This window comes from Trujillonella endophytica (genome assembly GCF_900110555.1).
In the GTDB taxonomy this organism is placed as follows: Bacteria; Actinomycetota; Actinomycetes; order Mycobacteriales; family Geodermatophilaceae; genus Trujillonella; species Trujillonella endophytica.
The window spans coordinates 1-26553 of sequence record NZ_FOEE01000023.1 but is presented as its reverse complement, the minus strand read 5'-3'; the positions used below and the strand labels follow the sequence as shown (position 1 = coordinate 26553).

Below are 26553 nucleotides of genomic sequence, written 5' to 3'. Positions count from 1 at the left end.
CGGCGGGCGGCAACAGCGGCGTAATGCCGCGCCCCTACCGTCGGTCGGCGTGAGCTTCCAGGTGCCGACCGTGGACATCTCCCCGTACGTGACCGGCGAGGGGGACCGGGCCGCGGCCGCGACGGCGTTCGACGCCGCCTGCCGCGAGGTCGGCTTCGTCCAGGTGACCGGCCACGGCATGGCGGACGACGTCGTCGAGGGCCTGACCACCGCGATGGACGAGTTCTTCGCCCTCGACCTCGGGACGAAGCTGGCCTACCGCACACCGCCGGAGATCAACCGCGGCTACAGCCCGCCGAGGTCGGAGTCGCTGTCGCTGTCCCTCGGGGTCGGGCCGGCCGGCGGCAACGACTACTTCGAGGCGTTCAACGTCGGCGCGGCCCGCTCGACCTACGGCCGCGACGACCTGCCCGCCGACCACTACGCCGAGAACGTGTGGCCGGCGGAGGTCCGCGGGTTCGAGGCGCGGGTGTGGACCTACTTCACCGAGGCCCGGCGGGTGGCCCGCACGCTCACCCGGGTGGCCGCGGACGCCCTCGGCCTGCCGGAGGGGTTCTTCGACGCCTACCTGGACCACTCCGTCGACGTCCTGCGGATGAACGACTACGCCCTGCCGCCCGGCACCGTGGACGCCGGCGGGGGGCCGCTCACCGGCATGGGGGCGCACACCGACTACGGGATCGTGACCGTGCTGTGGGCCGACCGGGTGCCGGGGCTGCAGGTGCTCGGGGGCGACGGGGCCTGGCACGACGTCCAGCCGGCCGAGGGCGCGCTCCTGGTCAACCTCGGCGACCTCACCGGCCGCTGGACCAACGACCGCTGGTTGTCCACGCTGCACCGCGTCGTCCCGCCGGTCGTCGACGGCACGATCCGCCGGCGCCGGTCGGCGGCCTTCTTCTGCGACGGCGACGTCGATGCGGTGGTGACCACGCTCCCGCAGTGCGTCGGCGCCGACCACCCCGACCGCTACGGACCGGTGACCGTGGGGGAGCACCTGGCGGCGAAGCTGGCCGGCTCGCGGGCCGGGGTGCCCAACCCGAACGCCGGCCGGGAGACCGAGCGCCTGATGGCCGGCAGGCCGTAGTCCCCGTCACCGTTCCGTGACCGCCGCGGACTGCCGATGAGGAAGGCATGGCACGACGACGGCGCATCGGCGACTTCCTGGCGACGCTGGGTGGCGCCCGGGCCGAGCTGCTGGAGGCGGCGCCCGGGGCGCGACCGCGGTTCGTGGCGCTCGGCGGGGTGCTGCTGAGCACCGGCGGGCTGGCGGTGCTGTCGATGGCGTTCGCCGTCGCCATGGCACTGGGCGTGTGGTGGCCGGTCGCGCTGCTGATCGGGCTGGGCTGGGGCTTCGTCGTCGTCAACCTGGACCGGATGCTGCTGGTCGGCATGGCCCACGACGCGTCGGTGGGGCGCAACATCGCGCTCGCCGTGCCGCGGCTGGGCCTGGCCCTCGTGCTGGGCGTGGTGATCGCGACCCCGCTGACGCTGCAGGTCTTCCACAAGGAGATCGACACCGAGATCGTCACCATGCAGGCCGAGGCGGCCGACGCGTACCGGACCTCGCTGGAGTCCGACGCCCGGTTCACCGGGCTGCCCGAGCTGGCCGCGCAGGTGGCGCTCGAGGAGCAGATCGTGGCCACCGGCGGTGCGGCCGACCCGGCGCTGACCGCGGTGCAGGCCGACGTCGCCGCGAAGCAGGCGGCGCTGGCCCAGGCCGTGACCACGCAGCGCGAGCTGCAGGCGCGGGCCCAGTGCGAGCTCGACGGCACCTGCGGCACCGGCGAGGCCGGCACCGGGACGGCGTACCAGTCGGCCCGGACGGCGGCCGAGGGCGCCACCGCCGCGGTGACCGTGGCCCAGGCCGCGCTGACCGATGCCCGCTCGGACGCCTCCGACGCCGAGGAGCGCAGCCTGGCGCTCGCGCAGTCCTCGCTGACCACCGACGCCGCCCAGCTGGAGCGGCTGACCGCCGAGCAGGACCGGCTGCAGGCGCAGTTCGACGCCACCAACGGAGGCTCCGGCGGCATCCTGCTGCGGCTGGAGGCCCTCGACCGGCTCAGCGACCGGAACACCACGCTGTGGGCGGCCAAGACGATGCTGTCGCTGCTGTTCCTCTGCGTCGAGATGCTCCCGGTGCTGGTCAAGCTGCTGCTCAACTTCGGCCCGCCGTCGGCCTACGACCGGCTGGCGGCGCTGCGCGACGACGGCGACGTCGAGGTCGAGGAGCTGCAGAAGCGCTCCCGGGTGGACATCGCCCAGGCCCAGGAGGAGCTCCTGGTGATGGCCGAGAAGGAACGCGTCGACCGGCAGAAGCAGGCGATCCTGGCGCGCCGGCGCACGGCGCTCGCGACCGCTCAGCAGCCGGCGCACGCGCCCGCCGCGGCACCGGCCGGGGCGCCGGTCCAGGCGAACGGCGAGGACCCGCTGCGGGCCCTGTGGGACACCGGCCCGATCCGGCTGGCCCGCAGCGCCGCGCGCACGGTGCGGACCGCGCGGCGCCGTCCCGAGGTCCCCGCCTGAGCGACGCGCCGGTCCCCTCGACGGCTGCGCTCCCGGCTCGGTAGCTTCCGGGCAGAACCCCCGTTGTGACCCGTGCCACCGGCGCGCCGTCGGGGTGTGAGGAGCGCAGCGTGGCCACCGACGAGTCCCTCGACGCCTTCCGGCATCGTGTGCGCGCCTGGTTCGCCGAGCACGTGGCGCTGACCGGCGGGGCGTCCGACGGCGAGTCGACCGACGCCGTCGACGTCGCCCGGCGCTTCCAGGGCGCACTGTTCGACGCCGGCCTCGCCGGGCTGACCTGGCCGGTCGAGTACGGCGGGCAGGGGCTGACCACCGCCCACCAGCTGGCCTTCAACGAGGAGGCCGAGCCCTACGTCGTCCCGACCATGCCGCTGCTCATCGGGCTGGGCATGTGCGCGCCGACGCTGCAGGAGCTGGGCACCCAGGCGCAGCGCGACCGGCACCTGGCGCGGATGCTGCGCGGCGACGAGGTGTGGTGCCAGCTGTTCAGCGAGCCGGGCGCGGGCTCCGACGTCGCCTCCCTGCGGACCCGGGCGGTGCGCGACGGCGACGACTGGGTCGTGAACGGGCAGAAGGTGTGGACGTCGGGCGCGCAGTACTCCGACTTCGGGCTGCTGCTGGCGCGCACGAACCCCGACGTCCCCAAGCACCTCGGGCTGACGATGTTCGTCCTGGACATGCGTGCGCCGGGCGTGACGATCCGCCCTCTGCGGCAGATCACCGGGGGCAGCGGCTTCAACGAGGTGTTCCTGGACGACGTGCACGTGCCCGGGGACGCCGTCGTCGGCGACGTCGACCGCGGCTGGCAGGCCGCCGTCACCACGCTGATGAACGAGCGGGTGTCGATCGGCGCGGGCGGCGGCGGGCTGGGCCGGCGCCTCGGCGGCGGGGAGTTCGCGGCCCTGGCCGAGCTCGCCGGGCGCCGCGGCGGCCTGGCGGACCCGGTGCTGCGGCAGTCGCTGGCGTCGGTGTTCGTCGAGGAGCGGCTGCTGGAGCTGCTGTCGCAGCGGATCCGCGCCGACGTGAAGGCCGGCCGCACGCCCGGCCCGCAGGGGTCGGTGGCCAAGCTCGCGGGCGCGCAGCTGGCCCGCCACGCCGCCGAGGTCGGGCTGGAACTGATCGGCACGGCCGGCACCGCGTGGGATCCCGGCGACCGGGACGCCGAGCGCTGGACGCAGGCCCTGCTCGGCGCGCCGGGCAACAGCATCGCCGGCGGCACGCCGGAGATCATGAAGAACATCCTGGGGGAGCGCGTGCTGGGGCTGCCGCGCGAGCCGGCGGTGGACCGCGACGTGCCCTTCCGCGAGCTGCGGGTCGGCGGTGGTCGCTCGTGAGCGCGGCGGTGGTCTCCTCCGCCGAGGACCTGGCGGCGCTGCGGCGGTCGGTGCGGGCGTTCCTGGCCGACGCCGTGCCGGAGGCCGAGGTGCGGCGGCTGGCGGAGACGCGGACCGGCTTCGACCCCGCGGTGTGGGCGCGGCTGGCCGGGGAGCTGGGGCTGACCGGGCTGGTCGTGCCGGAGGAGTTCGGCGGCTCGGGCGCGGGGTTCGCGGCGCTGGGCGTCGTCCTGGAGGAGGCGGGGCGGGCGCTGCTGCCGGCGCCGCTGTTCTCGACGGTCGTGCTCGGCGTGCACGCGCTGCTGCTGTCCGGGGACGTCGCGGCGCAGGCCGACCACCTGCCGGAGATCGCGGCCGGGCGGCTGCGCGTGGCTGTCGGCGGCCTCGGGACCGGGCCGCGCGCGCGGGCGATCGCGGGCACGCGGGGCTGGCTGCTGGAGGGCACGGTGGACGGCGTCCTCGACGGCGCGACGGCCGACCTGCTCCTGGTGTTCGCCGACGCCGAGGGGGGCGCCGGCCTGTTCGCCGTCCCGTCCTCGGCGGCCGGCCTGTCGCGGACGCCGCTGCGCACGCTCGACCTCACCCGCCGGCAGGCGCGGGTGGAGCTGCACGCGACGCCCGCCGCGCTGGTCGGGGCGGTCGGCGACGGCGGGCGGGTGTCGGCGGCGCTGCTGGACCGCGCGCTCGCGGCGCTGGCGGCGGAGTCGGTGGGCGGCGCGCAGCGGGTGCTGGAGATGGCCGTGGAGTACGCGGGGACGCGGTACCAGTTCGGCCGGGCGATCGGCTCGTTCCAGGCGGTCAAGCACCGGTGCGCGGACATGCTGATCGACGTCGAGCGGATGCGGGTGGCGGCGGAGGCGGCGCTGGGGGCGGTCGACGCGGCGGCGCCCGACCTGCCGGTGGCCGCGCGCGTGGCGGCGTCGTTCTGCGGGGAGGCGTACTTCGCGGCGGCGGCGTCCGGCATCCAGGTGCACGGTGGGATCGGCTTCACCTGGGAGCACCCGGCGCACCTGTACTACCGGCGGGCCAAGAGCGCGGAGCTGTTGTTCGGCTCGCCGGCCGAGCACCGTGAGGCGCTGCTGAGGCAGCTGGGGCACTGAGGAGGTCGGCATGACCGAGCCGCGCTTCCCGGTCGAGGCCGGGCACGTGCTGATGTTCCGCCGGGCGATCGGTGATCCGGCCGCGGTGTACGACCCGGAGGCGCTCGCCCCGCCGACGTTTCCGGTGGCGGGCGCCCAGTTCGAGCCCGAGCACCCGCTGCGGCCGAGGCCGGGGGAGCCGTGGATGGGGTCGGGGCGGACGCCCAGCGGGACGGCGGGCCTGGACGGCGGCGAGTCCCGGACGTCGACGCTGCACGCGGAGCAGCACTTCACCTACCACCGCCCGCTGCGGGTGGGGGACGTGCTGACCCCCTCGCGCCGGCCGGGCGAGGAGTGGACGAAGGAGGGCCGGCGGGGCGGCACGCTGCGGTTCACGTCCTACGTCACCGAGTACCGGGACGCCGACGGGGAGCTGGTGGTGACCGCGCGGTCGGTCGCGGTGGCGACGTCGCAGGCGCCGGGGGCCGAGCCCGGGTCGGGTGAGGCGTGATGGTGCTCCGCAGGGGGGACGTCGAGGTCGGCACGGTCCGGGAGGCGACCGTGGTCGACGACCTGACGCGCACCCAGATCGTCATGTACGCCGGGGCGAGCGGGGACTACAACCCGCTGCACACCGACGAGGTCTTCGCGACGCAGGTGGCCGGCTTCCCGGGGGTGTTCGCGCACGGGATGCTCACGATGGGGATGACCGGACGGGCGCTCACCGACTGGGTGGGGGAGGGGCGGCTGCTGTCGTTCGGGGTGCAGTTCCGCGGGCAGGTCTGGCCGGGCGACACGCTGGTCACGACGATGACGGTGACCGCGGTGCACGCGGACTCGGTGGACCTCGACATCGTCACCGCCAACCAGGACGGCCGGGACGTCGTCGTCGGCACGGCGACGGCCGCCCTCGAGGCCTGACCCGCGCCAATGACACGTTCAGGTGACGTTCAGGAAACATCCAGATAATGCGGGCGGCCGCGGGTACCGGGGAGCCATGGCATCTCCTGAGCACTCCGGCTCCGCGCCCGGCCGCACCGGCACGCACGACCGGCGCACCAACCCGATGGGCGCGTACGTCGCCGCCGTCGGTGTCCTGATCTTCCTGATCTCCGTGTTCCTGGACTGGTTCTCCGTCACCGAGGCGGACGAGACCATCTCGGGGTACGACTCCGACGGCGCGATCCCCTTCACCGCCTACCTCGGCGTGGGCCTGGTCGTGGCGCTGCTCTACGCGATCTCCCGCGCCCGCGGCAAGCAGCACCGCGGCCTCACGCTGACCGCGATGGCGGTGGGCATCGCCGCCACCCTGCTGGCGCTGAGCAACCTCTTCGACGCCACGGGCATCGCGTCGGGCGACGTCGAGGTCGAGGTGGAGATCGGCGTCTGGATCTCCTTGCTCGGCGGCATCGTCTGGTCCGTCGGGGCCGGCCTGCTGGCCAAGGAGCCCGAGGGTGACGACGACTGGCGCGGCGCGGCCGTGACCGACGGTCGGCACTGACCGCTTGACCGCTTGACCTTCGGGGCCGCAGCGCGGCGGCTCCGAGCACCACAGCAGCCGTCCGGACCTCGGTCCGGGCGGCTGCTGTCGTCGCGGAGAGTGTGCGCGTCAGACCAGTTCGGGGACCCGCAGGTGCGCGAGGGCGACGTCCATCTCGGCGACGTCCAGGACCCGCGCGCCGACCGAGCCGGTGAACTCCTCGCGCATCATCCGCGTCCGGTCGCGTGCGGCCTCCAGGGCCACGCGGCTGTGGAAGGTCACGGTGCCGACGACGCGGTCGGTCGCCCGATCGGCGAGGAGGCTCAGGCTGCGGAAGTTGGGCAGCTCCTGGAGCAGCGGCATCAGGCTGGTCCGGTAGGCGTCGAGGAAGCGGTCCATCTCCCCGCTGGGAACCTGGACCCAGGTGACCCGGGCCGCGCCGTGGTCGCGCATGGGGTGCTCGCGGTGCAGGACGGCGATCTCCCACTCCTGCACCTCGGGTTCGCCGCCGAACGTCGCGACCAGGCGCTCGCGCATGGGGTGTACGAGGTCGGCGCTGGCGTGCATGGACTCCTCGTCCTGCCAGGCCGACGTGGCGATGCAGCGGCCGGTGTCCCGGTCGACGAGCAGGGACAGGCCGACGGAACCGGACATCTGCTCGATGGCCGGCATGGCCTCTTCGCGCATGTAGGCGATGCCCGCGTCGATGGCTGCGGTGGTACCGCGGATGGTGGTGGATCGGGCGTACACGGCGCCGCTCCTCTCCCGTCGGCGGCGACACCCCGGCGGCCCCGCCGCGAGCGCCAGGGTGCTCGCCCCCGTCCGCGGAGGACAAGGGGTGGCGCTCCGCGGCGCGGCTGTGGACGAGCAACCGGTTCGTCACCCGGCGGCCCTAGCCTCGTGGCGTGCTCCAGGACCTGCGGCCGCTGCTGTCCGACGCCGTCGTCCGCCGTTCGGTCGGCGACGAGGCGTGGCGGCGTGGCGCCGTCTACGCGCAGACGGGCCGGGTCTCGGAGATCTCCTACGCCGCCGCGATCCGGGAGGTCTCCGGCTTCGTGGTCGGCAGCCAGGCGCGGATCTACCGCACGGTGGCGGACTACGACAGCGTGACGGCGACGTGGTGGGGGCAGTGCAGCTGCCCGGTCGGCGGCGACTGCAAGCACGTCGCCGCGCTGCTGATCGCCGCCCGCGGCACGCACCCCTCGACGTCCGCACCCCGCGCGCCCGAGTGGGAGTCGGCGCTGTCCGATCTGGTGGAGACCGACGCGCCGGGCGGATCGCTGCACAGCACTCCGCTCGGGCTGCAGTTCGACGTCGAGTCGACCGGCGGGCGCGGCCCGTCCGCGAGGAGCTCGGTGCGGCTGCGCCCGGTGGTGCCCGGCGCGAAGGGCCGCTGGGTGCGCACCGGGGTCTCCTGGCGCGACCTGCAGTACTACACCGGGCGTCGCAACGAGGCGCACGTCGCCGCGCTCGTCGCCCTGCACCAGGCGCACCGGGCGGGCAGCGACGGGCGCAACCACTGGTACGGCGGCGGCTCCGAGCCCCCGGTGCGGCTCGAGGAGTTCGGCGCCGCGCTGTGGCCGGCGCTGCAGCAGGCGGTGGACGACGGCGTGACGCTCCTGACCGCGCGCGGCGCCCCGGTGCGGATCGCGAAGGAGCCGGGGGAGCTCTTCGTCGACGTCCGCCGCGACGGCGAGGCCGACCTGCGGATGCAGCCGGTGGTGGAGCTGTCGGACGAGGTCCGCGTCCCGGTGGAGTCGCTGCTGCTGATCGGCGGCCCGCCGCACGGCGCCGCGCTGCTACCGGGTCCCGAGGCGCCGGCGGGCCTCGTGCCGGACGACGGGCTGGTGCTCGTGCCGGTGCAGCGGGTGCCGAAGAGCGTCGAGCGGCTCCTGGCCCGCGGTGCCGTGCGGGTGCCGGCGGCCGACCGCGCCCGCTTCCTCAGCGCGTTCTACCCCGTGCTGCGCCGCGCGTTGCCGGTCCGCTCGACCGACGGGTCGGTGCAGCTCCCGGACGTGCTGCCGCCGCAGCTGTCCCTGTCGGTCGAGCACACGCCGGGCCACCGGGTCCGGCTCGGCTGGTCGGTGCTCTACCGCACGGGGGAGGAGGTGCGGCGGGTGCCGCTGGCCCGCGGCACCGGGGTCGTCCCGGACGCGGGGCGGGACGTCGACGCGGAGGACCGGCTGCTGCGCGCCCTGCCCGCGCCCCCGCAGCGGCTCCTGCGGCTGTGGCACGTCGCCCCGCCGCGGCCGATCGCGACCGCGGAGCTGTCCGGGATGGACACCGTCGTGCTCTTCACCGACTTCCTGCCCCGGCTGGCCGCTGCCGGCGTGGTCGTGGAGGTGACCGGCGAGCCGCCGGAGTACCGGCAGGCCGAGTCGGCGCCGGTGGTGGCGGTGTCGACGGTCGAGCGGGACGACGGCGACTGGTTCGACCTGGGCGTCACGGTCAGCGTGGACGGCGAGGACATCCCGTTCACGCTGCTGTTCGCGGCGCTGGCGTCGGGCGAGGAGTTCGTGCTGCTGCCGAGCGGCACGTGGTTCGACGTCCGCCGGCCGGAGTTCGACCAGCTGCGGAAGCTGATCGACGAGGCGCGGGCGCTGCAGGACGCCGACCGGCCCGGGCTGCGGATCAGCCGCTACCAGGCCGGGCTGTGGGAGGAGCTCGTGGCCCTCGGCGTGGTCGACGAGCAGAGCGAGCGGTGGGCGCGCGACGTCCGCCGGCTGCTCGACGTCGAGGACGCGCCGCCGCCCGCGGCACCGGCCGGGTTGGCCGCGCAGCTGCGCCCGTACCAGCTCGAGGGCTTCCAGTGGCTGTCGACGCTGTGGGACGTCGGCCTCGGCGGCGTGCTGGCCGACGACATGGGGCTGGGCAAGACCCTGCAGGCGCTGGCGCTGTTCTGCCGCGCGAAGGAAGCCGGTGAGCTGACCGCGCCCGCGCTGGTGGTGGCCCCGACGAGCGTGGTGTCGAACTGGGCGCGGGAGGCCGAGCGGTTCGCGCCCGGGCTGCGGGTGCGCACGGTCGATGCGACCGGCCGCAAGCGGGGCACGTCGCTGGCCGAGGCGGTGGCCGGCGCGGACGTCGTCGTCACCTCGTACACGCTGCTGCGGCTGGGGGAGGCCGACTACGGGGCGCTGCCGTGGAGCGGGCTGGTGCTCGACGAGGCGCAGTTCGTGAAGAACCACCAGGCCAAGACCTATGCGGCCGCGCGGCGGCTGCCGGCGCGGTTCAAGCTCGCGATCACCGGCACCCCGGTGGAGAACAACCTGATGGACCTGTGGTCGATGCTGTCGATCGTCGCGCCGGGGCTCTTCCCCAGCCCGAAGGGGTTCACCGAGCACTTCCGCACCCCCATCGAGCGCGGCCGCGACGCCGAGCGGCTGGACACCCTCAAGCGGCGGATCCGGCCGCTGATGCGCCGCCGCACCAAGGAGCAGGTGGCCGCCGAGCTGCCGCCCAAGCAGGAGCAGGTGCTGGAGGTGGTGCTCAACCCCAAGCACCGCAAGGTCTACGACACCCACCTGCAGCGGGAGCGGAAGAAGGTGCTCGGGCTGGTCGAGGACCTGCAGAGCAACCGGTTCACGATCTTCAGCTCGCTCACGCTGCTGCGGCAGCTGGCGCTGGACCCGGCGCTGGTGGACGACGAGTACGCCGGCATCGCCTCCAGCAAGGCCGACGCGTTCCTGGAGCACCTGCAGGAGGTGGTCGCCGAGGGGCACCGGGCGCTGGTGTTCAGCTCGTTCACCGGCTTCCTCGGCACCGTGCGCCGGCGCCTCGACGCCGCCGGCCTGCCCTACGCCTACCTCGACGGGTCGACCCGCGACCGGGACGCGGCGATCACCGCCTTCCGCGACGGTCAGGCGCCCGTGTTCCTGATCAGCCTCAAGGCCGGCGGGTTCGGGCTGAACCTGACCGAGGCCGACTACGTGTTCGTGCTCGACCCGTGGTGGAACCCGGCCGCCGAGGCGCAGGCCATCGACCGCGCGCACCGGATCGGCCAGGACAAGACGGTGATGGTCTACCGGCTGGTCGCCGCCGACACGATCGAGCAGAAGGTGGTCGCGCTGCAGGCCCGCAAGCGCGACCTGTTCGCCCGCGTGATGGAGGACGACGGCGGCGCGCTGGCCGGCCCGTTGACCGCCGAGGACATCCGCGGCCTGTTCACCTGAGCCTCCGCGGTCAAGCCCGCGACCGGGACTACCAGGGCGTGGTCGGCTGGAGGACGGCCTCGGTGAGCGCCTCCGTGCGGAAGTGCGTGAACTGCTGGTACTCGGGGTCGGCGACCATCCGGCTGAAGGCCTCGCGGCTGGGATAGCGGACGAGGAGGACGGCGTCCCACTCCTGGCCCGGCTCGGCGACGAGCGCGGTGGTGCCGCTGCCGGCGTAGACGACCTCGGCGCCGTAGCGGGGGAGGAAGGTGTCGCGGATGGCGTTCGAGTACTGCTCGTAGGACGCGCGGCCGCCCTCGGCGAAGCGCAGCAGGTTGAGCATCACGACCGGGCCGCCGGGGTCCTCGGCGAGGAATCGCTTGAGGTCGGCGCCGGTGGGATCGATGGCCATGGCGGCGACGCTAGTGCTCGGCGCCGGGCGCGCATCAGGCGAACGTGTCGACGACCTGCACGTCCTCGGCCCGCCAGGCGGCGAGCAGGTCCCGGTCGCCCGAGGCGGCGACCAGACCGGGGTCGGCGACGGCCTGGGCTGCAGCGCAGTGCACCGCGTCGAAGCCGCGGAGCCCGTGGCGGAGCGCAGCGGCCGAAGCGGCTCGAAGGTTCGGCTCGTCCGCGGGCATGGCCGCGATGTCGCTCCACAGCGCGTCGAGCAGTGTTGCCGCGTCGGCCGTGAGGTTCGGGGAGAGCCGGCCCGAGCGCTGCGCACGGGCGAGGGCTGCGGAGGCCTCGACGTGGCCGATCGCCGAGCAGAGGACGAGGTCCGCGGCGTCCCACAGGGACCGGCAGCGCGCCGACGAGGCCTCGGTCACGAGCAGCGGAACGAGCGCGGAGGTATCGAGGTAGAGGATCACCTGCGGTCGGCGATCACGATCTCCGACAGCGCGAAGTCGGCAACCACCGGTTCCGGTGCCGGACCCTTGGCCCGTCGAGGGGGCTGGACGACGCCGTCGGCGATCAGTCGCTCCAGGGCGGTGGGCCGGCCGACCGGGACGATCCGCGCGACGGGACGCCCGTGGTCGGTCACGGTGATCGTGGCGCCCTCGGCGACCGCGGAGATGTGCTTGCTCAGCGAGTTCCGCAGCTCACGGATACCGATGGTCGTCATGCCGACCTTCCTTGTGACCACATTCTTGTGGCGGAGTGTAGCCACAAGGCCCTCCGCGCTGCGTCCCTTGCCCCGGACGTTCACTCGCCCGGCCACTGCGCCCGCGGGAGGACGGGGACGACGGTCCGTCCGTTACCGACGTGCATGCTGCAGTCCAGGCCGGCGCGGTCGCGCAGGATCGCCTCGACCGCCGAGCACCACGCGTGGTCGTCGGGGGAGAGGTCGGCCGGACCGCGGCGTTCCAGCAGTAGCGCCAGGTGCAGCTCGTCGGGATCCACGCCCTCGCCCTCGGCGACGGTCTCGTGGAGCACGAGCAGGTTGGTGAGCGCCGCGCGGTCGGGCTCGAGCGGCACCTCCTCAACGGGAACCACCAGGGGCACCATCGTGCCTTCGCGGCGGATCCAGGTGAGGAACAGCGTGCGGCGGACGGGCGGGCCGTCCAGGTGCAGGAGTGCGCGCAGGCGCTCGGTCAGCTCGGCGTCGCTGGTGACGGGCAGGGACGGGTGCGGTCGGGTCGACATGGCCCGGAACTGTGGCCGATCCGGACGACCGGCCCCGGAGTTATCCACAGGGCATGCCGCCGAGTGGTATCACAGCGATACCATCCGACCGTGGCCATGACACTGCGCACCGACGACGAGCTGGAGAGGGCACTGTCGGCCCTCGCCGAGGCCGAGGGCACCTCGCGCCAGGAGATCGTGCGGCGCGCCGTGCTCGAGCGGTACGAGCGGAGCGGGCACGTGGCCCGTGTCGAGGAGAGCTCACGCCGGCTTGCGGAGAAGTGGGGCGACGTCCTGCACCGTCTCGGCGACGCGTGACCGGAGTCGAGTACCTCGACCTGGAGGACCTGCTCGGACTGGTACGCATGCTGGGCGCAGGTCCCGTTCGGGACGTGGGCCTGCTCGATTCGGCCGCCGCTCGACCGCGGTCACAGGCATTCGGCCAGGAGGCCTACAAGACCCTTCCGCTCAAGGCGGCGGCGCTGCTGCACTCGCTCGTCGGCAACCACGCACTCGTCGACGGGAACGAGCGGCTCGGGTGGCTGGCGACCGTCGTGTTCCTCGACCTGAACGGTTCCGCCCCGGGCCTGGACGACGACGCGGCCTTCGCGCTGGTGGTGGACGTGGCGGCCGGGTCGCTCGACGTCGAGGACATCGCGTTCCGACTGGTCGTGGTGCCCGGCTGAACCCGCGCATGGACCGAGCGACGACGTCCCGCTTGCCTGGAGGCCCACGGGCGGGCAACGTCCGAGCCATGGAGATGCGCACGCTCGGTCGCACCGGCGTCAAGGTCAGCCCGCTCTGCCTCGGCGCGATGATGTTCGGCGCCTGGGGCAACACCGACCACGACGACTCGGTCCGGATCATCCACGCCGCCTTGGACGCCGGGATCAACTTCATCGACACCGCGGACGTGTACTCGGCCGGGGAGTCCGAGGAGATCGTCGGCAAGGCGCTGACCGGCGGGCGGCGGGACGACGTCGTCCTCGCGACCAAGGCCTTCAGCCCGATGGGCAAGGACCCCAACTGCCGCGGGAGCAGCCGCCGCTGGCTGGTGCGGGCGGTCGAGGACAGTCTGCGCCGGCTGGGCGTCGACCACATCGACCTCTACCAGATCCACCGCCCGTCGACCGACACCGATGTGGACGAGACCCTCGGCGCGCTGACCGACCTGCAGCGGGCCGGCAAGATCCTCTACTTCGGCTCGTCGACGTTCCTGCCGTCGCAGATCGTGCAGGCGCAGTGGGCCGCGGAGAAGCGGAACACCGGCCGGTTCATCAGCGAGCAGCCGCCGTACTCGATCCTGGTCCGCGGCATCGAGCGCGAGGTGCTGCCCGTCTGCCAGGAGTACGGCATGGGCACGCTGGTGTGGAGCCCGCTGGCCGGCGGCTGGCTGTCCGGCAAGTGGCGCAAGGGGCAGGACGCCCCCGACACCAACCGGTCGCGGGCCTTCGGCGGCGCCATGGCCAGCCGCTACGACCTCTCCGACCCGATCAACCAGCGCAAGCTCGACGCCGCCGACGCCCTGGCCCGGCTCGCCGAGGACAGCGGCACGACCCTGGTCCAGCTGGCCATCGCCTGGACGATCCGGCACCCCGGCGTCACCTCGGCGATCATCGGCCCGCGCACCATGGACCAGCTGACCAGCCAGCTGCCCGCGACCGAGCTCGCGCTGTCGGCCGACGTGCTCGACGCGATCGACAAGATCGTGCCGCCGGGCACGAACATCCGGGACGACGACGCCGGCTACGTGCCGCCGTGGCTGGGCGACGCCTCGCAGCGGCGGCGGTGACCCCAGCGGCGGCGGTGACTCCGGTGCGTCGTCGACGGCGGGCGGGGTAGGTCGCCCTAGCGTGGGGCCGTGCCGTCCCGCGCTGCCCCCGCTCGTCGCTCCGGCGGCTCCGGTGGCTCCGGTGGCGGGTTCCGCCGGATCGTGGCGGCCGCGGTCGCCGGCTTCCTGCTCAGCGTGGCGGTCAGCTGCGGTTCGGACGACGACACCTCCCCGGAGCCGGCGGCCGGAGCGTGGCCGCTCACCGGGGTCGACGCCGCCGGCGCGGACCTGGCCCGGCCGGCGCTGGCGGTGAAGATCGAGAACTCAGCGGCGGCGCGACCGCAGAGCGGGCTCAACGCCGCGGACGTCGTGTGGGAACAGGTGGTGGAGGGCGGGATCAGCCGCTTCGTCGCCGTCTACCACTCGACGCTGCCGCCGGCGGTCGGGCCGGTGCGCTCGGTGCGGCCGATGGACCCGCCGATCGCTGCCCCGCTGCGCGGCCTGCTCGCCTTCTCCGGCGGGCAGGCGCCGTTCATCGACGCGACCCGAGCGGCCGGCCTGCAGGTGGTGGAGCCCGGCACCGGCCCGGGTTTCTCCCGGAGCGCCGACCGGGCCGCCCCGCACAACACCTACGCCGACCCGACCGCTCTGCTCGGGCAGGCCGACGACGCGCACCGGTCCCCGCCGCCGGCGCAGTTCGCCTTCGGGGCGGACCCGTCCGCGGTCGCATCCGGGGTGCCGGCGGGCCGGCTCGACCTGGCGCTGTCGGCGATCGCGGAGCCGCGGTGGACGTGGAGCGCGGCCGAGGGCGTGTGGCTGCGCGCGGAGGGTGGCGTGCCCGCGCTGGGGGCCGACGGTGCACCGCTGCGGGCCACGAATGTCGTCGTCCTCCGCGTGGACGTCGTCGACACCTCGTTCACCGACGCCGCGGGCAACCCGGTTCCGGAGACCGTGCTGGTCGACTCCGGCGAGGCGCTGGTCGCGACCGGCGGGCACACGGTCGAGGCGACGTGGTCGAAGGCGTCGGTGGGGGAGCCCGTCGTCCTCACGCTGGCCGACGGGTCCCCGGTGACGCTGGCGCCGGGGACGACGTGGGTCGAGCTCGTGCCGAACGGGAGCGGGTCGGCCGCCGTCGGGTAATCCGAGGACGATCGGAACATGACGTCGTCCGGGGAGCATCCCGACCGCGCGGTGCGGCCGATCGAGGAGTCGGTGCGCACCGACCTCGCCGGCGCGATGAGTTACGGCCGCTACCTGGACCTGGACCGGCTGTTGGGCGCGCAGCACCCGGTGAGCAGTCCCGAGCACCACGACGAGCTGCTGTTCATCGTCCAGCACCAGACCAGCGAGCTGTGGCTGAAGCTGATGCTGCACGAGCTGCGGGCGGCGAGGGCGTACCTCGCGGGGGACGCCGTGGGGGCCGCGCTGAAGTCGCTGGCGCGGGTCAAGAACATCCAGCGGACGCTGACCGAGCAGTGGTCGGTGCTGGCCACCCTGACCCCGCGGGAGTACGCCCAGTTCCGCGGCTCGCTTGGCAGCGCGTCGGGGTTCCAGTCGGCGCAGTACCGGGCCGTGGAGTTCATCCTCGGCAACAAGAACGCGGCGATGCTCAAGGTCTTCGACAGCGAGCCGGACGCGCAGGCGGTGCTCGCCGAGCTGCTGGAGTCGCCGACGCTGTATGACGAGTTCCTGGCGCTGCTGGCCCGGCTGGGGTTCGAGGTGCCGTCGTCCGTGCTCGATCGGGACGTGCGTGAGCCGTGGGTGTTCCAGCCGGCGCTCGTGCCGGTGTTCCGGCGGATCTACGAGTCCGAGGAGACGCCGTGGCGGGTGTACGAGGCCTGCGAGTCGCTGGTCGACCTGGAGGACAACTTCCAGCTGTGGCGGTTCCGGCACGTGCTGACGGTCCGCCGCACGATCGGAGGCAAGACCGGCACGGGGGGGTCGTCGGGTCTGGGGTTCCTGCAGCGGGCGCTCGAGCTGACGTTCTTCCCGGAGCTCTACGCCGTCCGCACGGAGATCGGTACTTGATCCGGCAGCTGCCAGGGTGCTATCGGCTGCAGGACGGCGTCGGTCAACGCCGCGGCGCGTCACTCACCATCTGCTCGAGGAATCCCTGGGTCTCGGGGTCGGTGGAGTGCAGGTAGACACCGCGGAGCCCTCGCGTGAGCAACACCTTGTAGACGTTGCGGACGAGGACGTCGAAGTCGGCGTCGCTGACCTTCTTGGTGTTGCGGAAGTCGGGATCGCGGTTGGCGCTCCGCACGGGGACCCAGCGGTCGGTTCTCCACACGAGGTCGGGACCGATGAGGACGCCGTTCCACTCGTACTCGAAGCCCTGGGCCGTGTAGACGCAGCCGACCTGACCGAAGCCACGCTCGTCGCTGGCCCAAAGCGCTGCGGGCGGGGCGTCGCCAATGGCGCGGTCGCCCTTGAGGTTCCACGGCCGTGACCATTCGCCGATCTGCACGTCCGGTACCAGCGACCCGTCGGCGCGTGGATCGCTCCACGTCCAGCAGTAGCCGGCCGCCATGCGGGCGTTCTGGTGGGCAGCCAGCTTGTCCGCCAGCGCACCCTCCATCGCCGAGGGGGACGGTGCCGTCCTTACCTCGAAGCGGTCGTTGCCCTCCCAGGAGACCGGACCGCCCGGGCTGAGGCCGAGCAGTCGCTCGACCCACTCGACGTATTCGGCGCTGCCGCCGCTGCGGTACTGGGTGTTGAGGTCGATCCGGTAGACGTCGAGCCCGCGCTCGCGGGCATGCTTCTCGATGTCCTCGACTGTGCCCATCTCGCCCGGGCGCACGACCTGGTTCTGGTCGAGCAGGAACACCGGCACGCGGGCGGCGTCGATGAGCTCGTCCACCTGCCGCTTGTCGCTGCGCAGCTCCGCCTTCGTCCACCGGTTTGCCGACGTCTCGCGGAGCCGGTGCGCCTCGTCGGCAATGAGGACGTCGAGGCCGTTCGGCTCGGCGTCCATGAACTGGTTGAAGTAGCGGAAGAGGGCGGCCACCCGCCGTCCTGTGACCTTGCGCAGGGTCTGGGTGAACGAGCGCGAACCGGTGGCATGCGCGACACGGATGCCGCGGCGCCCCAGCTCGCCGAGGAGGGAGAGCGCGATGACGCTCTTCCCGCTCCCGGGGCCGCCGGAGACGATGACGACGGCCTTCGAGTTGCCCTGCTTGGCCTTCTCCACCTCGTGCAGGACCAGGTCGTAGGCGACCCGCTGCTCGTCGAGAAGCACGAACTGCTCGCGGATGCGCAGTTCCTCCGCCGCGACCGCCAGCAACTGTCGGCTGGGGGCGACGAACGAGTTCACCAGCCGGTCGGCGTAAATGGAGGCGTTGGTCGGAGAGAGGCGGCTGCGCAGGTGATCGAGGAAGGCACCGCGGTCCCGCGCGGTGAAGAGGCGGCCGAGGGCGTCCTGCGGGTAGTTGCACAGCTCGGCGACGCCGTCGTCGGTGGCGTTGTGCAGGTAGGCGACGCCGGTGACGACGTCTTCTGTTGCGTGCAGGGAGCCGAGAAAGTCGATCATGTACTCGACGTAGCCGCGGACCTGGGCGACCGGATGGAGGATCGGCCGGCGGCCGTAGGTGGGCTGGACGACGAGCTCCGGCTGGTCCTCGAACACCGTTGCGGTCGTCCACTGCTTGAGCTCGACGACGACGTAGGACGGGCCCCCGTGGCGCGGGTGCTGGCCGGCGAGGACGACGTCGACGCGCTTGCTGGACAACGGCAGCTGGTACTCGACGAGGACCTCGACGCCCTGGAGACCCGCCTGCTCGAGGTCGGCTGCCAGGGCGGCGAGGCTGGCGTCCCAGGAGCGGATCTCGGACGCCGACGCAGTCCGCTTCATCCGGTGCGCCATCTGAGAGGCCAGTGTGGTGCCTAGCCGTCCGGCTCGCGCGTGGTCGGCGAGTCCGGAAGCGGACGTGCGAAGAAGTGGCAAGGACCTGTCCCCGGGCAGCACGAATCAACGTGCGGGTGGGGGCATGTCCTTGCGAGGAAGCCTGTCGGGCCGCTGGCGTCACTGTAGAGGCGGTTCCGAGCCGCGCCGGTCACCGATACTGATCCGCGTGGCGGACCTCGAGGATCTGACGGCGCGCATGCGGGAGTTCACCGAGGCTCGGGAGTGGGGTCGCTTCCACGACGTCAAGTCGCTGACCCTGGCGCTGACGGGTGAGGTCGGCGAGGTGGCCGAGCTGGTGCAGTGGCTGCCGGCCGACGCCGTGCTCGAAGGTGATCTGCAGGCTCGTTTCGGCGACGAGTTGGCCGACGTGCTGCTCTACCTCGTGCGCTTGGCTGACGTGGCCGGCGTCAATCTAGTCGCCGCGGGTCTAGCCAAGCTGCAGCGCAATGAGGACCGCTTTCCGATCAGCGTTTACAGGAGCATTGCCCCCGAACACCCCTAGTTTTTCCGGACACCCGGCCAGGTCCAAGTCGGCAGCTCACTGCTCAAGCAACCTTGGCGGTGTGGAAGACGTCGGCCGGAAGCGCGTGAGCTAGCTCCCAGAGAATCCGCATCGGGCGTTCGCCGGTGTGCGAGACGTACGACACCGGCCCCGCGTACAGGTACGGCGGCGTGCCAAGCGTTCCGTCCGCAGTCTTCGACTCGCGTACGAACAGATGGACCGACGTGCCCATCTCGCGGTGGTTGATGTAGCGCTGGCCCGTCGGCGAACGCTCGGCGGTCGCGTTCTGCGACTCCCACTGGAACAGCGTCGGCGAGATGGCGCGGTCGGCGTACATCGTCGTGGGAGAGAAGTGCGTTTCGGTTTTCAGCAGCGTCACAAAGAAGACGTCGGCCTGGTCGCTGGGCACCCACTTCACGCCGGACCCCCACGTCCCGTTGAGATCGCGGAGTCCGAACGCAGCCAACGCCTCCTCCCGGCTGTACCGAGCGTGGACATGGAGCGGTCGGGCCCCCGAGACCTCCACCGCAGGCGTCACCCGCTCGATGCGGTCATGGAGGACAGAGGTGAGCTCGCCCAGCTCGTCGGCTCGGGCGCGGTCAGCCAGCAGTCGAGCTAGCGCAGTCTCGACGCTGCTGAACGGCGTACGCGCGCCCCACAGCGAGAAGTGCAGCATCGCGGCCAGACGACTGAACCGCTCGCCGTCGGCCACTTCTCCGCCTGAGGCGGCGGCGCGAATGAAGCGCAGCCGCTCGTCGTCGTCCACGTGCAGCATCCGGCCGAAGGCGGCCCGGAGGCGTTCGTCGTCCGGTCCGGGGGCAGCAGCGTCCCACCCTGCCGCCCGCTTCAAGTCCAGCCAGCTCCGACCGCTGCCTCGGTAGAGGTCCTCCAGCTCGATGCCCGTCTCATCGAGGAACTGGGCCAACGACGGCTGCTCCGCCTGGCGCGCCTCGCTGATCAACCCCTTCCACGACACGGTCAGCGACTGCTTGATGTTGTCGAGTACGACCTGTTCGGCGACACGGTCGAGCTTGATGTGGCAGCCGGCCGGCAGCCGCGGGAAGCCGACTTCGACGTCCCGCTGAAGACCTCGACGGGAGCTTCCTGTCAGAGCCCGGAAGCGCAGATCGAAACGGAATTCCTTGTGCTGGGCGCCAATGAAGTCGAGGACGGTCAGGCAGGGCTTGTCCTCCGCCAGCCGCAGGCCGCGCCCGAGCTGCTGGAGGAACACTGTCGCGCTCTCTGTTGGGCGCAGGAACAGCACGGTGTCGACGGCAGGGATGTCGAGTCCTTCGTTGAACAGATCGACCGCGAAGAGGACGTTGACGGTGCGGTCCCGGAGCGCATCGAGGGCGGCCTTCCGCTCCTCACGGGATGACGTGGCCGTCACCGCCCGGCTGGGGATGCCTGCCGCGGTGAACTTCTCCGCCATGTAGGCGGCGTGCTGGACGCTCACGCAGAAGCCCAGCGCACGCATGCGGTGCGGATTCTCGACCTTGTCCTGGACCGCCTGGAGCACCAGCCGGACGCGGTGGTCGTCGCCGGTGTAGACGTTCGTCAGCTCGGCGACGTCGTAGCCGCGGCCTCGACGCCACCGCAGCTGGTCGAGGGCGACGTCGTCATGGATGCCGAAGTACTGGAACGGCGCCAGCAGTCCCTGCTCCAGTGCTTCCCACAGCCGGAGCTCGACCGCTGTTTGTCCGTCGAACCACGACCGGACGTCCGAGCCGTCTGCACGTTCCGGTGTGGCGGTCAGTCCGAGCAACACCTTGGGCTTCAGGTGCTCCAGGAGACGGCGGTAGGTCGCCGCTTCCGCGTGGTGGAACTCGTCGACCACGACGAGGTCGAAGCGGGTCGGATCCAGTTCATCGAGCGATAGGTGGCTCAGCGACTGCACGGAGGCGAACACCTGCGTCCACTCACGCGGGCGCTGGCCGCCGACGAAGAGTTCGCCGAAGTCGCCCTGGCGCAGGACGTGTCGGAAGGTGGAGAGGCTCTGGGTCAACAGCTCTTCGCGGTGCGCGATGAAGAGAACGCTTTCGACTGTCCCGGCGGCACGAAGCCGGCGGTAGTCCAGTGCGGACACCACGGTCTTCCCGGTGCCCGTGGCCATCACGACGAGATTCCGCCAGCGCTGGTGGACGTTCCGCTCCGCGTCCAGCTTGTCGAGGATCTCCCGCTGGTAGCCGAAAGGGCGGACGTCCAGGGAGGTGATCTGGATGGGGAGGTCGGAGGGGCCGCCCTTTTCGGCGTTCAAGGCCTGCCGGAGCCGGTCGCCGTCGCGCGCGGGCTCGTACGTCTCGAACGAGGGATCAGCCCAGTAGCTGGCGAACGTCTCCTCGAAGGTCGTGAGCAGATGGGCCTGCTCCACCGACGACAAACGGACGTTCCACTCGAGCCCGTCGTGCATAGCCGTATGCGAGAGATTCGACGAGCCGACATAGGCGGTGGACAGACCCGTCGACCGGTGGAAGAGCCACGCCTTGGCGTGCAGCCGCGTGGTCCTGGTCTCGTACGAGACCTTCACTTCAGCGCCGAGCTCGACCAGGCGGTCGAGCGCGCGCTGGTCGGTGGCGCCCATGTAGGTCGTGGTGATGACGCGCAGCCGCCCGCCGCGCGCGACCAGCCGGCGGACGGCGTCCTCGATAAGGAGCAGACCGCGCCACTTGATGAAGGCGCAGAGGAGGTCGACGTCGTCGGCCGAGGCGAACTCGCGCTGGACCTCGTTGCCGATACGCGGCTCGTTCGGCCCGTTGACGAGGAGGGCGCTCGTGCTGAGCGGGATGTCCGGCCGCCGCGGGAATGCCGGTGGGCCCGGTGCGCCGCTTGGGTCAGCGATCGCCAGCAGCGTCCGGGGTGGCGTGCGGATTGCCTCGTCATCAACTGTTGTATCCGACATCAGCCCGCGAATGGCATTGACGATGCGGTTGGCGAGCTCGGCCTGTCGCACGGCAGCATCGCTGTCGCTTCCGCCGGCTGACTGCAGGGCCTTCGCGGCGGCCTGGGCGACATGCCGGGTCAGCGCGACGTGGGCGTCGCCCGGATCCAGGGCGCTCAGCTGAGTGAGTTCCTCCGGGAGGCCTGCGAGAGAAACGCCGAGGCGTTCCGTGACCAGGTGCTCGTACAGGCCGGCAGGCACGTCCCCCATGTAAGGGAACGTATCCGGCCAGCAACCCGCGCTTGTGTTGCGACTCGTTGTGGCTCCCATGGTCGTTCGCGGCCGTCACTCGTTGGAGCAGCGCCGGATGATCCAGGGGTCGACTGGACAAGATCGAGACCGGATCGTTCGTCATCCAAGGTGGCGGATGAGGAGTGATCTCGGGTGCAGGACCGCGGACGACAAGGGCACTCGCCCGGAGGCCCACGTACTTCACCCAGCGGCCGCGTCCCCCAGTGGGTGATCGATGAAGCGAACGGCCGCCCGGTCGTCGCCACCCCGTGGCGAGCCGGGGCACTGGACGACTCGTCAGCGTCCCTGCGTGCGGTACGTCGACGTCGCCGGAACGTCTTCCTAGTGCTGCTGGCCGGAGCGGTCGTGCTGGCGGCCGTCGTGGTGGATCCGCGAGGCGTCGGCAGCAGCGTCGCGGCCGACGGACGGCCGATCAACTGGCCGACCCCGGGGTTCGAGATGGCGGATGCTCCACTGGGGACGCCCCCGCCGGCGGCTGGCGACGGTTCGTACGTCTTCGTCGCCCAACAGCAAGACGGCGATCGGCCGGTGGCCTACGACCCGTGCCGGCCGATCCACTACGTCATCCGTCCCGACAACGCCCCACCTGGGGCTGACTCGCTGGTCCACGAGGCCTTCGCACGAGTCTCGACAGTGACCGGTTTGCAGTTCACCTACGACGGCGCAACTGACGAGGGCGACACCGATGATCGGGAGCCTTTCCAGCCGGACCGCTACGGGGACCGGTGGGCGCCCGTTCTCGTCTCCTGGCAGACCGAGATCGAGAATCCCGAGTTTGCCACTGACGTCGCCGGCATGGCCGGCAGCACCTATGTGGAGCCGACGGGTGGGCCGCGCGTATTCGTCTCCGGAATGATGGCTCTCGACGCGACGGCCTTTGCTCTGATGCTGGCCGACCCGGCCGGCATTGCATCGGCCCGCGCCATCGTCCTGCATGAGCTAGGGCATCTCGTGGGGCTGGCACACGTCCCGGATCAAAGCCAGATCATGTATCGGGAGAGCACAGCCGTGGCCGACTTCGCGCCCGGCGACCTCAGCGGGCTGGCCCAGCTGGGGCAGGGGGACTGCGTCCCAGGCGTGTAGCTGGGGCCTCGGCGGCGCGGGAGGTTCCGAACCGTCGTCCGGCCGTGCGAGCCTCGACCGGCTTCCGCTCACCGCACTCCGGGGGAACCTTGCCGCTCTGCACCCTGCTCGCCGCCTTCCGTCCGACGGCCGGCTGAGCCGTGTACCGCCTCGACGGACGGCTGGTTCTCAGCCCCAGCGACCTGACCCGGCACCAGGAGTGCCACCACCTCACCGCGCTGAACCTGGCCGTCGCCGATGCTCGGCTGCAGCCGCCCGCCGAGGGAGTGAGCGACCAGACCGTCCTCATCGCCGGCCTCGGCATCGCCCACGAGCTCCGCTACCTGGAGTCGCTGGAGGTGCAGGGCCTCACCGTCGTCCGGCTGCAGGGGGAGCGCAGCGAAGCTGCCACGATCGAGGCGATGCGCGCCGGCGTCGACGTCGTCCACCAGGCGTTCCTCTTCGACGGCACCTGGGGCGGGCAGGCCGACTTCCTCCTGAAGACGCCAACGCCGTCGAACCTCGGCGACTGGTCCTACGAGGTCGCCGACGCCAAGCTCGCCCGCCGCATCACCGTGCCGGCCCTGCTGCAGATAGCCACCTACGCCGACCGGCTCGCCGCGCTCCAGGGGCTCGAGCCGGAGCGCATCAGCGTCGTCACCGGCGACGGCGAGGCGCGCCCGTGGCGGCTGGTCGACGTCGCCGCCTACGCCCGCCGCGCCCGCGCCCGGCTCCAGACCTTCGTGGACGACCCGCGGCCCACCGGCCCCGTTCCCATCGGCCACTGCGACCAGTGCAGCTGGCAGCAGCGCTGCGAGGACGAGCTCCGCACCGCCGACGACCTCAGCCTCGTCGCGGGCATGCGCCGCGACCAGCGCGACGCCCTGCGCGCCGCCGGCGTCGCCACCCTGGAGCAGCTCGCGACCGCCGACGACGACACCCTCAAGGCCACCGGCATCGGCCGGGCCTCCCGCGAACGCCTCCGTGACCAGGCCCGCGAGCAGCTCCGCGGCCGGGCCGCCCAGCAGCCGACCCGCACCCTCCTCGACCCGCAGCCCGCGCAGGGCCTCGCCCGACTGCCCGAGCCCAGCCCCGGCGACCTCTACCTCGACTTCGAGGGCGACCCGCTCTCCGGCGATGACCACGGCCTCGAGTACCTCGCCGGCATCGGGGATCGGTCGGGCGGCTTCACCGCCCTCTGGGCGCACGACGCCGGCGAGGAGCGCCGCATGGTCGCCGACCTCGTCGACCGCATCGTCGAGGCCTGGCGCGCCGACCCCGGCATGCACGTCTACCACTACGCCGCCTACGAGGTCAGCGCGCTCAAGCGACTCACCGGCCGGTACGGCGTCCGCGAGGCCGAGCTCGACCAGCTGCTGCGCGCCGAGCGGTTCGTCGACCTCTATCCCGTCGTCCGCCAGTCGATGCGGATCAGCAAGGAGTCCTACTCGATCAAGAAGGTCGAGGCCTTCTACGGGCGCGAGCACACCGGCGACGTCGCCGACGCCATGTCCAGCGTCGTCGAGTACGAGAAGTGGCTGGCAGATCGCGACCCGGCCCGGCTGCAGGCCATCGAGGACTACAACCGCGACGACGTCGACTCCACCCGCGAGCTGCACGATTGGCTGGAGACCCAGCGTGCCGAGCTGGAGGCGATGCACGGCCCGCTGCCGCGACCGACGCTGCCGGACGTCGACGGCCCCGCCCCGCGCTCGGACGCCGAGGTCGCCGAGCTGGCGCTGGTCGAGCGGCTGCAGGACGGCGGCCACGCGCTGCTCGGCGACCTCGTGCAGTGGCACCGCCGCGAGGCCCGGCCCGGCTGGTGGGAGTTCTTCAGCCGCGGCGAGCTCGAGGACGAGCAGCTCGTCGAGGACCGGACGGCGCTCGGCGGGCTGGCCGGCGGCGCCGAGATCGGCACGGAGAAGCGCAGCAAGCTCTACGAGTTCACCTTCCCCGCGCAGGACACCAAGCTCTCGGTCGGGTCGAAGGCGTTCGACGTCGCCACCCGTGCGCGCGTCGGCGAGGTGCGCGAGATCGACGCGGTCGGTGGGCGGGTCGTCGTCAAGAGCACCAAGCCGCCGGCTGCGGTCCGCGGTCTGGGTCCGGAGGGGCCGCTCGACGACAAGCCGATGCGCGAGTCGATCGCGGCCACCGCGGACGACGTCCTCGCCGGTCGCCCCTGCCTCCCGCAGGCGCTGCTCGACCGGGTCGTCCCGGCCGACTGCCGTCGGTTGCCGGGGGAGGAGGCCGGCGACGCCGTCGTCCGGCTCGGGGTTGCCCTGGACGGCGAGGTGCTCGCGGTGCAGGGGCCGCCGGGGAGCGGGAAGACGCGGGCGGCGTCCCGGCTGATCCGCGAGCTGCTCGACGCGGGCAAGAAGGTCGGCGTCACGGCGACGTCCCACGCGGTGATCGGCAACGTGCTGAAGGCCGTCGGCCGGCCGGCGCTGCAGAAGTGCGACGAGCACCAGGCCTGCGGCGCGCCGGGCGTCGAGTGGTCCAAGGACGCCGCCGACGTCGAGGCGCGGCTGCTCGACGGGTCGGCGCAGCTGGTCGGCGGGACGTCGTGGTTCTGGTGCCGGCCGGGGCTGGCCGAGGCCGTCGACGTGCTGGTCATCGACGAGGCCGGGCAGTTCTCGCTGGCCAACGCCGTCGCCGTGGCGCGGTCCGCTCGCTCGCTCGTGCTCCTCGGCGACCCGCAGCAGCTGGCTCAGCCGACGCAGGCCGTGCACCCGGGGGAGTCGGGGCTCTCGGCGCTGGAGCACCTACTGGAGGGGCACCCGACCGTTCCTCCCGGGCGGGGGATCTTCCTCGACCGCACCTACCGGATGCACCCCGCGCTGACCGCTTTCGTCTCCGACCTGGCGTACGAGGGGCGGCTGGAGTCGGCGGCCGGCCGCGAGCGGATCGCGGTGAACGGGTGGGCCAGCGGGCTCGCTGTCCGGTTCGTCGAGCACACGCGGGCGTCGTCGGCGGCGTGCGCGGACGAGGCGTCCGCGGTGGCCTCGCTGTGGGAGTCGCTGCAGGGCGTGGGCTGGGTCGATGCCGAAGGAGTCAGCTCGCGGATCGGCGCGGAGGACGTGCTCGTCGTCGCGCCGTACAACAACCAGGTCGGGCTGATCCGGTCACTGCTGCCGGATGGCGCCCGGGTCGGCACGGTGGACAAGTTCCAGGGGCAGGAGGCGCCGGTCGTCATCTACTCGATGACCTCGACCAGTGCGGAGGACGCCCCGCGCGGCGTCTCGTTCCTCTACGACCTGCACCGCCTCAACGTCGCGGTCTCCCGGGCGAAGGCGCTGGCGGTCGTGGTGATGAGCGAGGAACTGCTGGGCGCCGCGGTGCGGACACCGGAGCAGCTGCGCCAGGTCAATGCGCTGTGTCGACTCGTCGAGATGGCGACCATCGTCGGCTGAGTTCGGACAGCCTCAGTCGCCAGGTCTTCCGCAGATGGAAGGCAGCGGGTCAGGCAGCCTGCGACTTGGTCGGGGTGCACCCGCCTGCCCGCGAGAAATGCTCCCCAGGAAGTGGATAGTCCCACCGTGGAGGTAGCCGGCGCTGAAGAGCAGTCGAAAAGTCGGATAGGGACGCTAGCGTCTCGGATCAACCTTGAGGAGGTCCCTTGCTGACGGTTGGCACAGCGGATGCTCCTATCGGCGTCAAGCAGTGGAGACCAGGTCGTCAAAGTCGGCGAGTAGCGCGGTGTGGACCTCACGGACGACGTAGCGCTTGAGGCAGCGCATGATCTCTTTCTTGCTCAGTCCCTGGGCGGTGCGGCGGGCGACGTAGGCGCGGGTGCGGTCGTCGTGGCGCATCCGGCAGAGCACGATCCGATGGATCGCGTTGTTGGCGGCGCGGTCGCCGCCGCGGTTGAGCCGGTGGCGGTCGGTGCGTCCGGAGCTGGCCGGCAGGGGGCTGATCCCGGCCAGGTGCGCCAGGG

General features: G+C 72.4%; 24 protein-coding genes. 16 read left to right on the top strand and 8 right to left on the bottom strand.

Features of this window, described 5'->3' with window-relative positions; genetic code table 11:
- Positions 1–49: 49 nt before the first annotated feature.
- The 7 genes from BMY88_RS22470 (at position 50) to BMY88_RS22440 (ending at position 6437) form a co-directional block, all read left to right on the top strand.
- Complete coding sequence (locus BMY88_RS22470; RefSeq protein WP_091949387.1) at positions 50–1084, top strand: isopenicillin N synthase family dioxygenase; 1035 nt, start codon at positions 50–52, stop codon at positions 1082–1084.
- A gap of 47 nt (positions 1085–1131) precedes the next feature.
- A complete protein-coding gene (locus BMY88_RS22465; protein ID WP_091949384.1) occupies positions 1132–2523 on the top strand; it encodes a DUF4407 domain-containing protein in 1392 nt (463 codons plus the stop codon).
- 110 nt (positions 2524–2633) lie between these two features.
- Entirely contained in the window at positions 2634–3857 is a 1224-nt protein-coding gene (locus tag BMY88_RS22460) for an acyl-CoA dehydrogenase family protein (RefSeq protein ID WP_091949381.1), read from the top strand.
- A complete protein-coding gene (locus BMY88_RS22455; protein WP_211435783.1) occupies positions 3854–4957 on the top strand; it encodes an acyl-CoA dehydrogenase family protein in 1104 nt (367 codons plus the stop codon). The genes BMY88_RS22460 and BMY88_RS22455 overlap by 4 nt, the downstream gene beginning before the upstream one ends.
- Before the next feature lie 10 nt (positions 4958–4967).
- Positions 4968–5447, top strand: a complete 480-nt coding sequence (locus BMY88_RS22450; protein ID WP_091949378.1) for an FAS1-like dehydratase domain-containing protein — start codon at positions 4968–4970, stop codon at positions 5445–5447.
- On the top strand, positions 5447–5857 hold the full coding sequence (locus tag BMY88_RS22445; protein WP_091949424.1) for a MaoC/PaaZ C-terminal domain-containing protein: 411 nt from the start codon (positions 5447–5449) through the stop codon (positions 5855–5857). The genes BMY88_RS22450 and BMY88_RS22445 overlap by 1 nt, the downstream gene beginning before the upstream one ends.
- A 76-nt stretch (positions 5858–5933) precedes the next feature.
- A complete protein-coding gene (locus BMY88_RS22440; protein ID WP_091949375.1) occupies positions 5934–6437 on the top strand; it encodes a DUF5336 domain-containing protein in 504 nt (167 codons plus the stop codon).
- A gap of 108 nt (positions 6438–6545) precedes the next feature.
- On the opposite strand, the gene BMY88_RS22435 is transcribed toward BMY88_RS22440, so the two are convergent.
- A complete protein-coding gene (locus tag BMY88_RS22435) occupies positions 6546–7166 on the bottom strand; it encodes a hypothetical protein (protein WP_091949372.1) in 621 nt (206 codons plus the stop codon).
- 155 nt (positions 7167–7321) lie between these two features.
- Between BMY88_RS22435 and BMY88_RS22430 the strand changes: the two genes are divergently transcribed.
- A complete protein-coding gene (locus BMY88_RS22430; RefSeq protein ID WP_091949369.1) occupies positions 7322–10585 on the top strand; it encodes a DEAD/DEAH box helicase in 3264 nt (1087 codons plus the stop codon).
- A gap of 28 nt (positions 10586–10613) precedes the next feature.
- Here BMY88_RS22430 and BMY88_RS22425 read toward each other — a convergent pair whose 3' ends face one another.
- From BMY88_RS22425 to BMY88_RS22410, 4 genes are all read right to left on the bottom strand, one after another.
- The gene (locus tag BMY88_RS22425; protein WP_091949366.1) at positions 10614–10976 is read right to left on the bottom strand and encodes a DUF1330 domain-containing protein; all 363 of its coding nucleotides are present in this window, start codon (positions 10974–10976) and stop codon (positions 10614–10616) included.
- A gap of 34 nt (positions 10977–11010) precedes the next feature.
- Positions 11011–11436 (bottom strand): type II toxin-antitoxin system VapC family toxin, encoded by a 426-nt coding sequence (locus tag BMY88_RS22420; RefSeq protein WP_091949363.1) that lies wholly within the window; start codon positions 11434–11436, stop codon positions 11011–11013.
- Positions 11433–11690 (bottom strand): type II toxin-antitoxin system Phd/YefM family antitoxin, encoded by a 258-nt coding sequence (locus BMY88_RS22415; RefSeq protein ID WP_091949360.1) that lies wholly within the window; start codon positions 11688–11690, stop codon positions 11433–11435. The genes BMY88_RS22420 and BMY88_RS22415 overlap by 4 nt, the downstream gene beginning before the upstream one ends.
- 80 nt (positions 11691–11770) lie before the next feature.
- Positions 11771–12211 (bottom strand): hypothetical protein, encoded by a 441-nt coding sequence (locus tag BMY88_RS22410; RefSeq protein ID WP_091949357.1) that lies wholly within the window; start codon positions 12209–12211, stop codon positions 11771–11773.
- Between the two features lie 96 nt (positions 12212–12307).
- On the opposite strand from BMY88_RS22410, the gene BMY88_RS22405 reads away from it, so the two are divergent.
- From BMY88_RS22405 to BMY88_RS22385, 5 genes are all read left to right on the top strand, one after another.
- Positions 12308–12508, top strand: coding sequence for a ribbon-helix-helix domain-containing protein (locus BMY88_RS22405; RefSeq protein WP_244524873.1), 201 nt, complete (start codon positions 12308–12310; stop codon positions 12506–12508).
- Positions 12505–12876, top strand: coding sequence for a type II toxin-antitoxin system death-on-curing family toxin (locus BMY88_RS22400; protein WP_091949350.1), 372 nt, complete (start codon positions 12505–12507; stop codon positions 12874–12876). The genes BMY88_RS22405 and BMY88_RS22400 overlap by 4 nt, the downstream gene beginning before the upstream one ends.
- A 68-nt stretch (positions 12877–12944) precedes the next feature.
- The gene (locus BMY88_RS22395; protein ID WP_091949347.1) at positions 12945–13982 is read left to right on the top strand and encodes an aldo/keto reductase; all 1038 of its coding nucleotides are present in this window, start codon (positions 12945–12947) and stop codon (positions 13980–13982) included.
- A gap of 69 nt (positions 13983–14051) precedes the next feature.
- The gene (locus BMY88_RS22390; RefSeq protein WP_091949344.1) at positions 14052–15101 is read left to right on the top strand and encodes a DUF3048 domain-containing protein; all 1050 of its coding nucleotides are present in this window, start codon (positions 14052–14054) and stop codon (positions 15099–15101) included.
- Positions 15102–15119: 18 nt separating this feature from the next.
- On the top strand, positions 15120–15989 hold the full coding sequence (locus tag BMY88_RS22385) for a tryptophan 2,3-dioxygenase (protein WP_091949341.1): 870 nt from the start codon (positions 15120–15122) through the stop codon (positions 15987–15989).
- 43 nt (positions 15990–16032) lie between these two features.
- On the opposite strand, the gene BMY88_RS22380 is transcribed toward BMY88_RS22385, so the two are convergent.
- Entirely contained in the window at positions 16033–17811 is a 1779-nt protein-coding gene (locus BMY88_RS22380) for a DUF2075 domain-containing protein (RefSeq protein WP_211435782.1), read from the bottom strand.
- A gap of 220 nt (positions 17812–18031) precedes the next feature.
- Here BMY88_RS22380 and BMY88_RS22375 point away from each other — a divergent pair, with 220 nt between their 5' ends.
- The gene (locus BMY88_RS22375; protein ID WP_211435781.1) at positions 18032–18367 is read left to right on the top strand and encodes a nucleotide pyrophosphohydrolase; all 336 of its coding nucleotides are present in this window, start codon (positions 18032–18034) and stop codon (positions 18365–18367) included.
- 43 nt (positions 18368–18410) lie between these two features.
- Here the strand turns inward: BMY88_RS22375 and BMY88_RS22370 are convergent, their stop codons facing one another.
- A complete protein-coding gene (locus BMY88_RS22370) occupies positions 18411–21515 on the bottom strand; it encodes a DEAD/DEAH box helicase (RefSeq protein ID WP_091949335.1) in 3105 nt (1034 codons plus the stop codon).
- A 366-nt stretch (positions 21516–21881) separates the two neighbouring features.
- On the opposite strand from BMY88_RS22370, the gene BMY88_RS22365 reads away from it, so the two are divergent.
- Together BMY88_RS22365 and BMY88_RS22360 are read left to right on the top strand one after the other, a co-directional pair.
- Positions 21882–22640, top strand: a complete 759-nt coding sequence (locus BMY88_RS22365) for a matrixin family metalloprotease (protein WP_244524870.1) — start codon at positions 21882–21884, stop codon at positions 22638–22640.
- Between the two features lie 140 nt (positions 22641–22780).
- Positions 22781–26029: a TM0106 family RecB-like putative nuclease gene (locus BMY88_RS22360; RefSeq protein WP_091949328.1), complete on the top strand. Its 3249-nt coding sequence runs from the start codon at positions 22781–22783 to the stop codon at positions 26027–26029.
- 243 nt (positions 26030–26272) lie between these two features.
- Here the strand turns inward: BMY88_RS22360 and BMY88_RS22355 are convergent.
- Positions 26273–26553: transposase (locus BMY88_RS22355; protein WP_139220561.1), on the bottom strand; the 281-nt coding region annotated here is incomplete at its 5' end.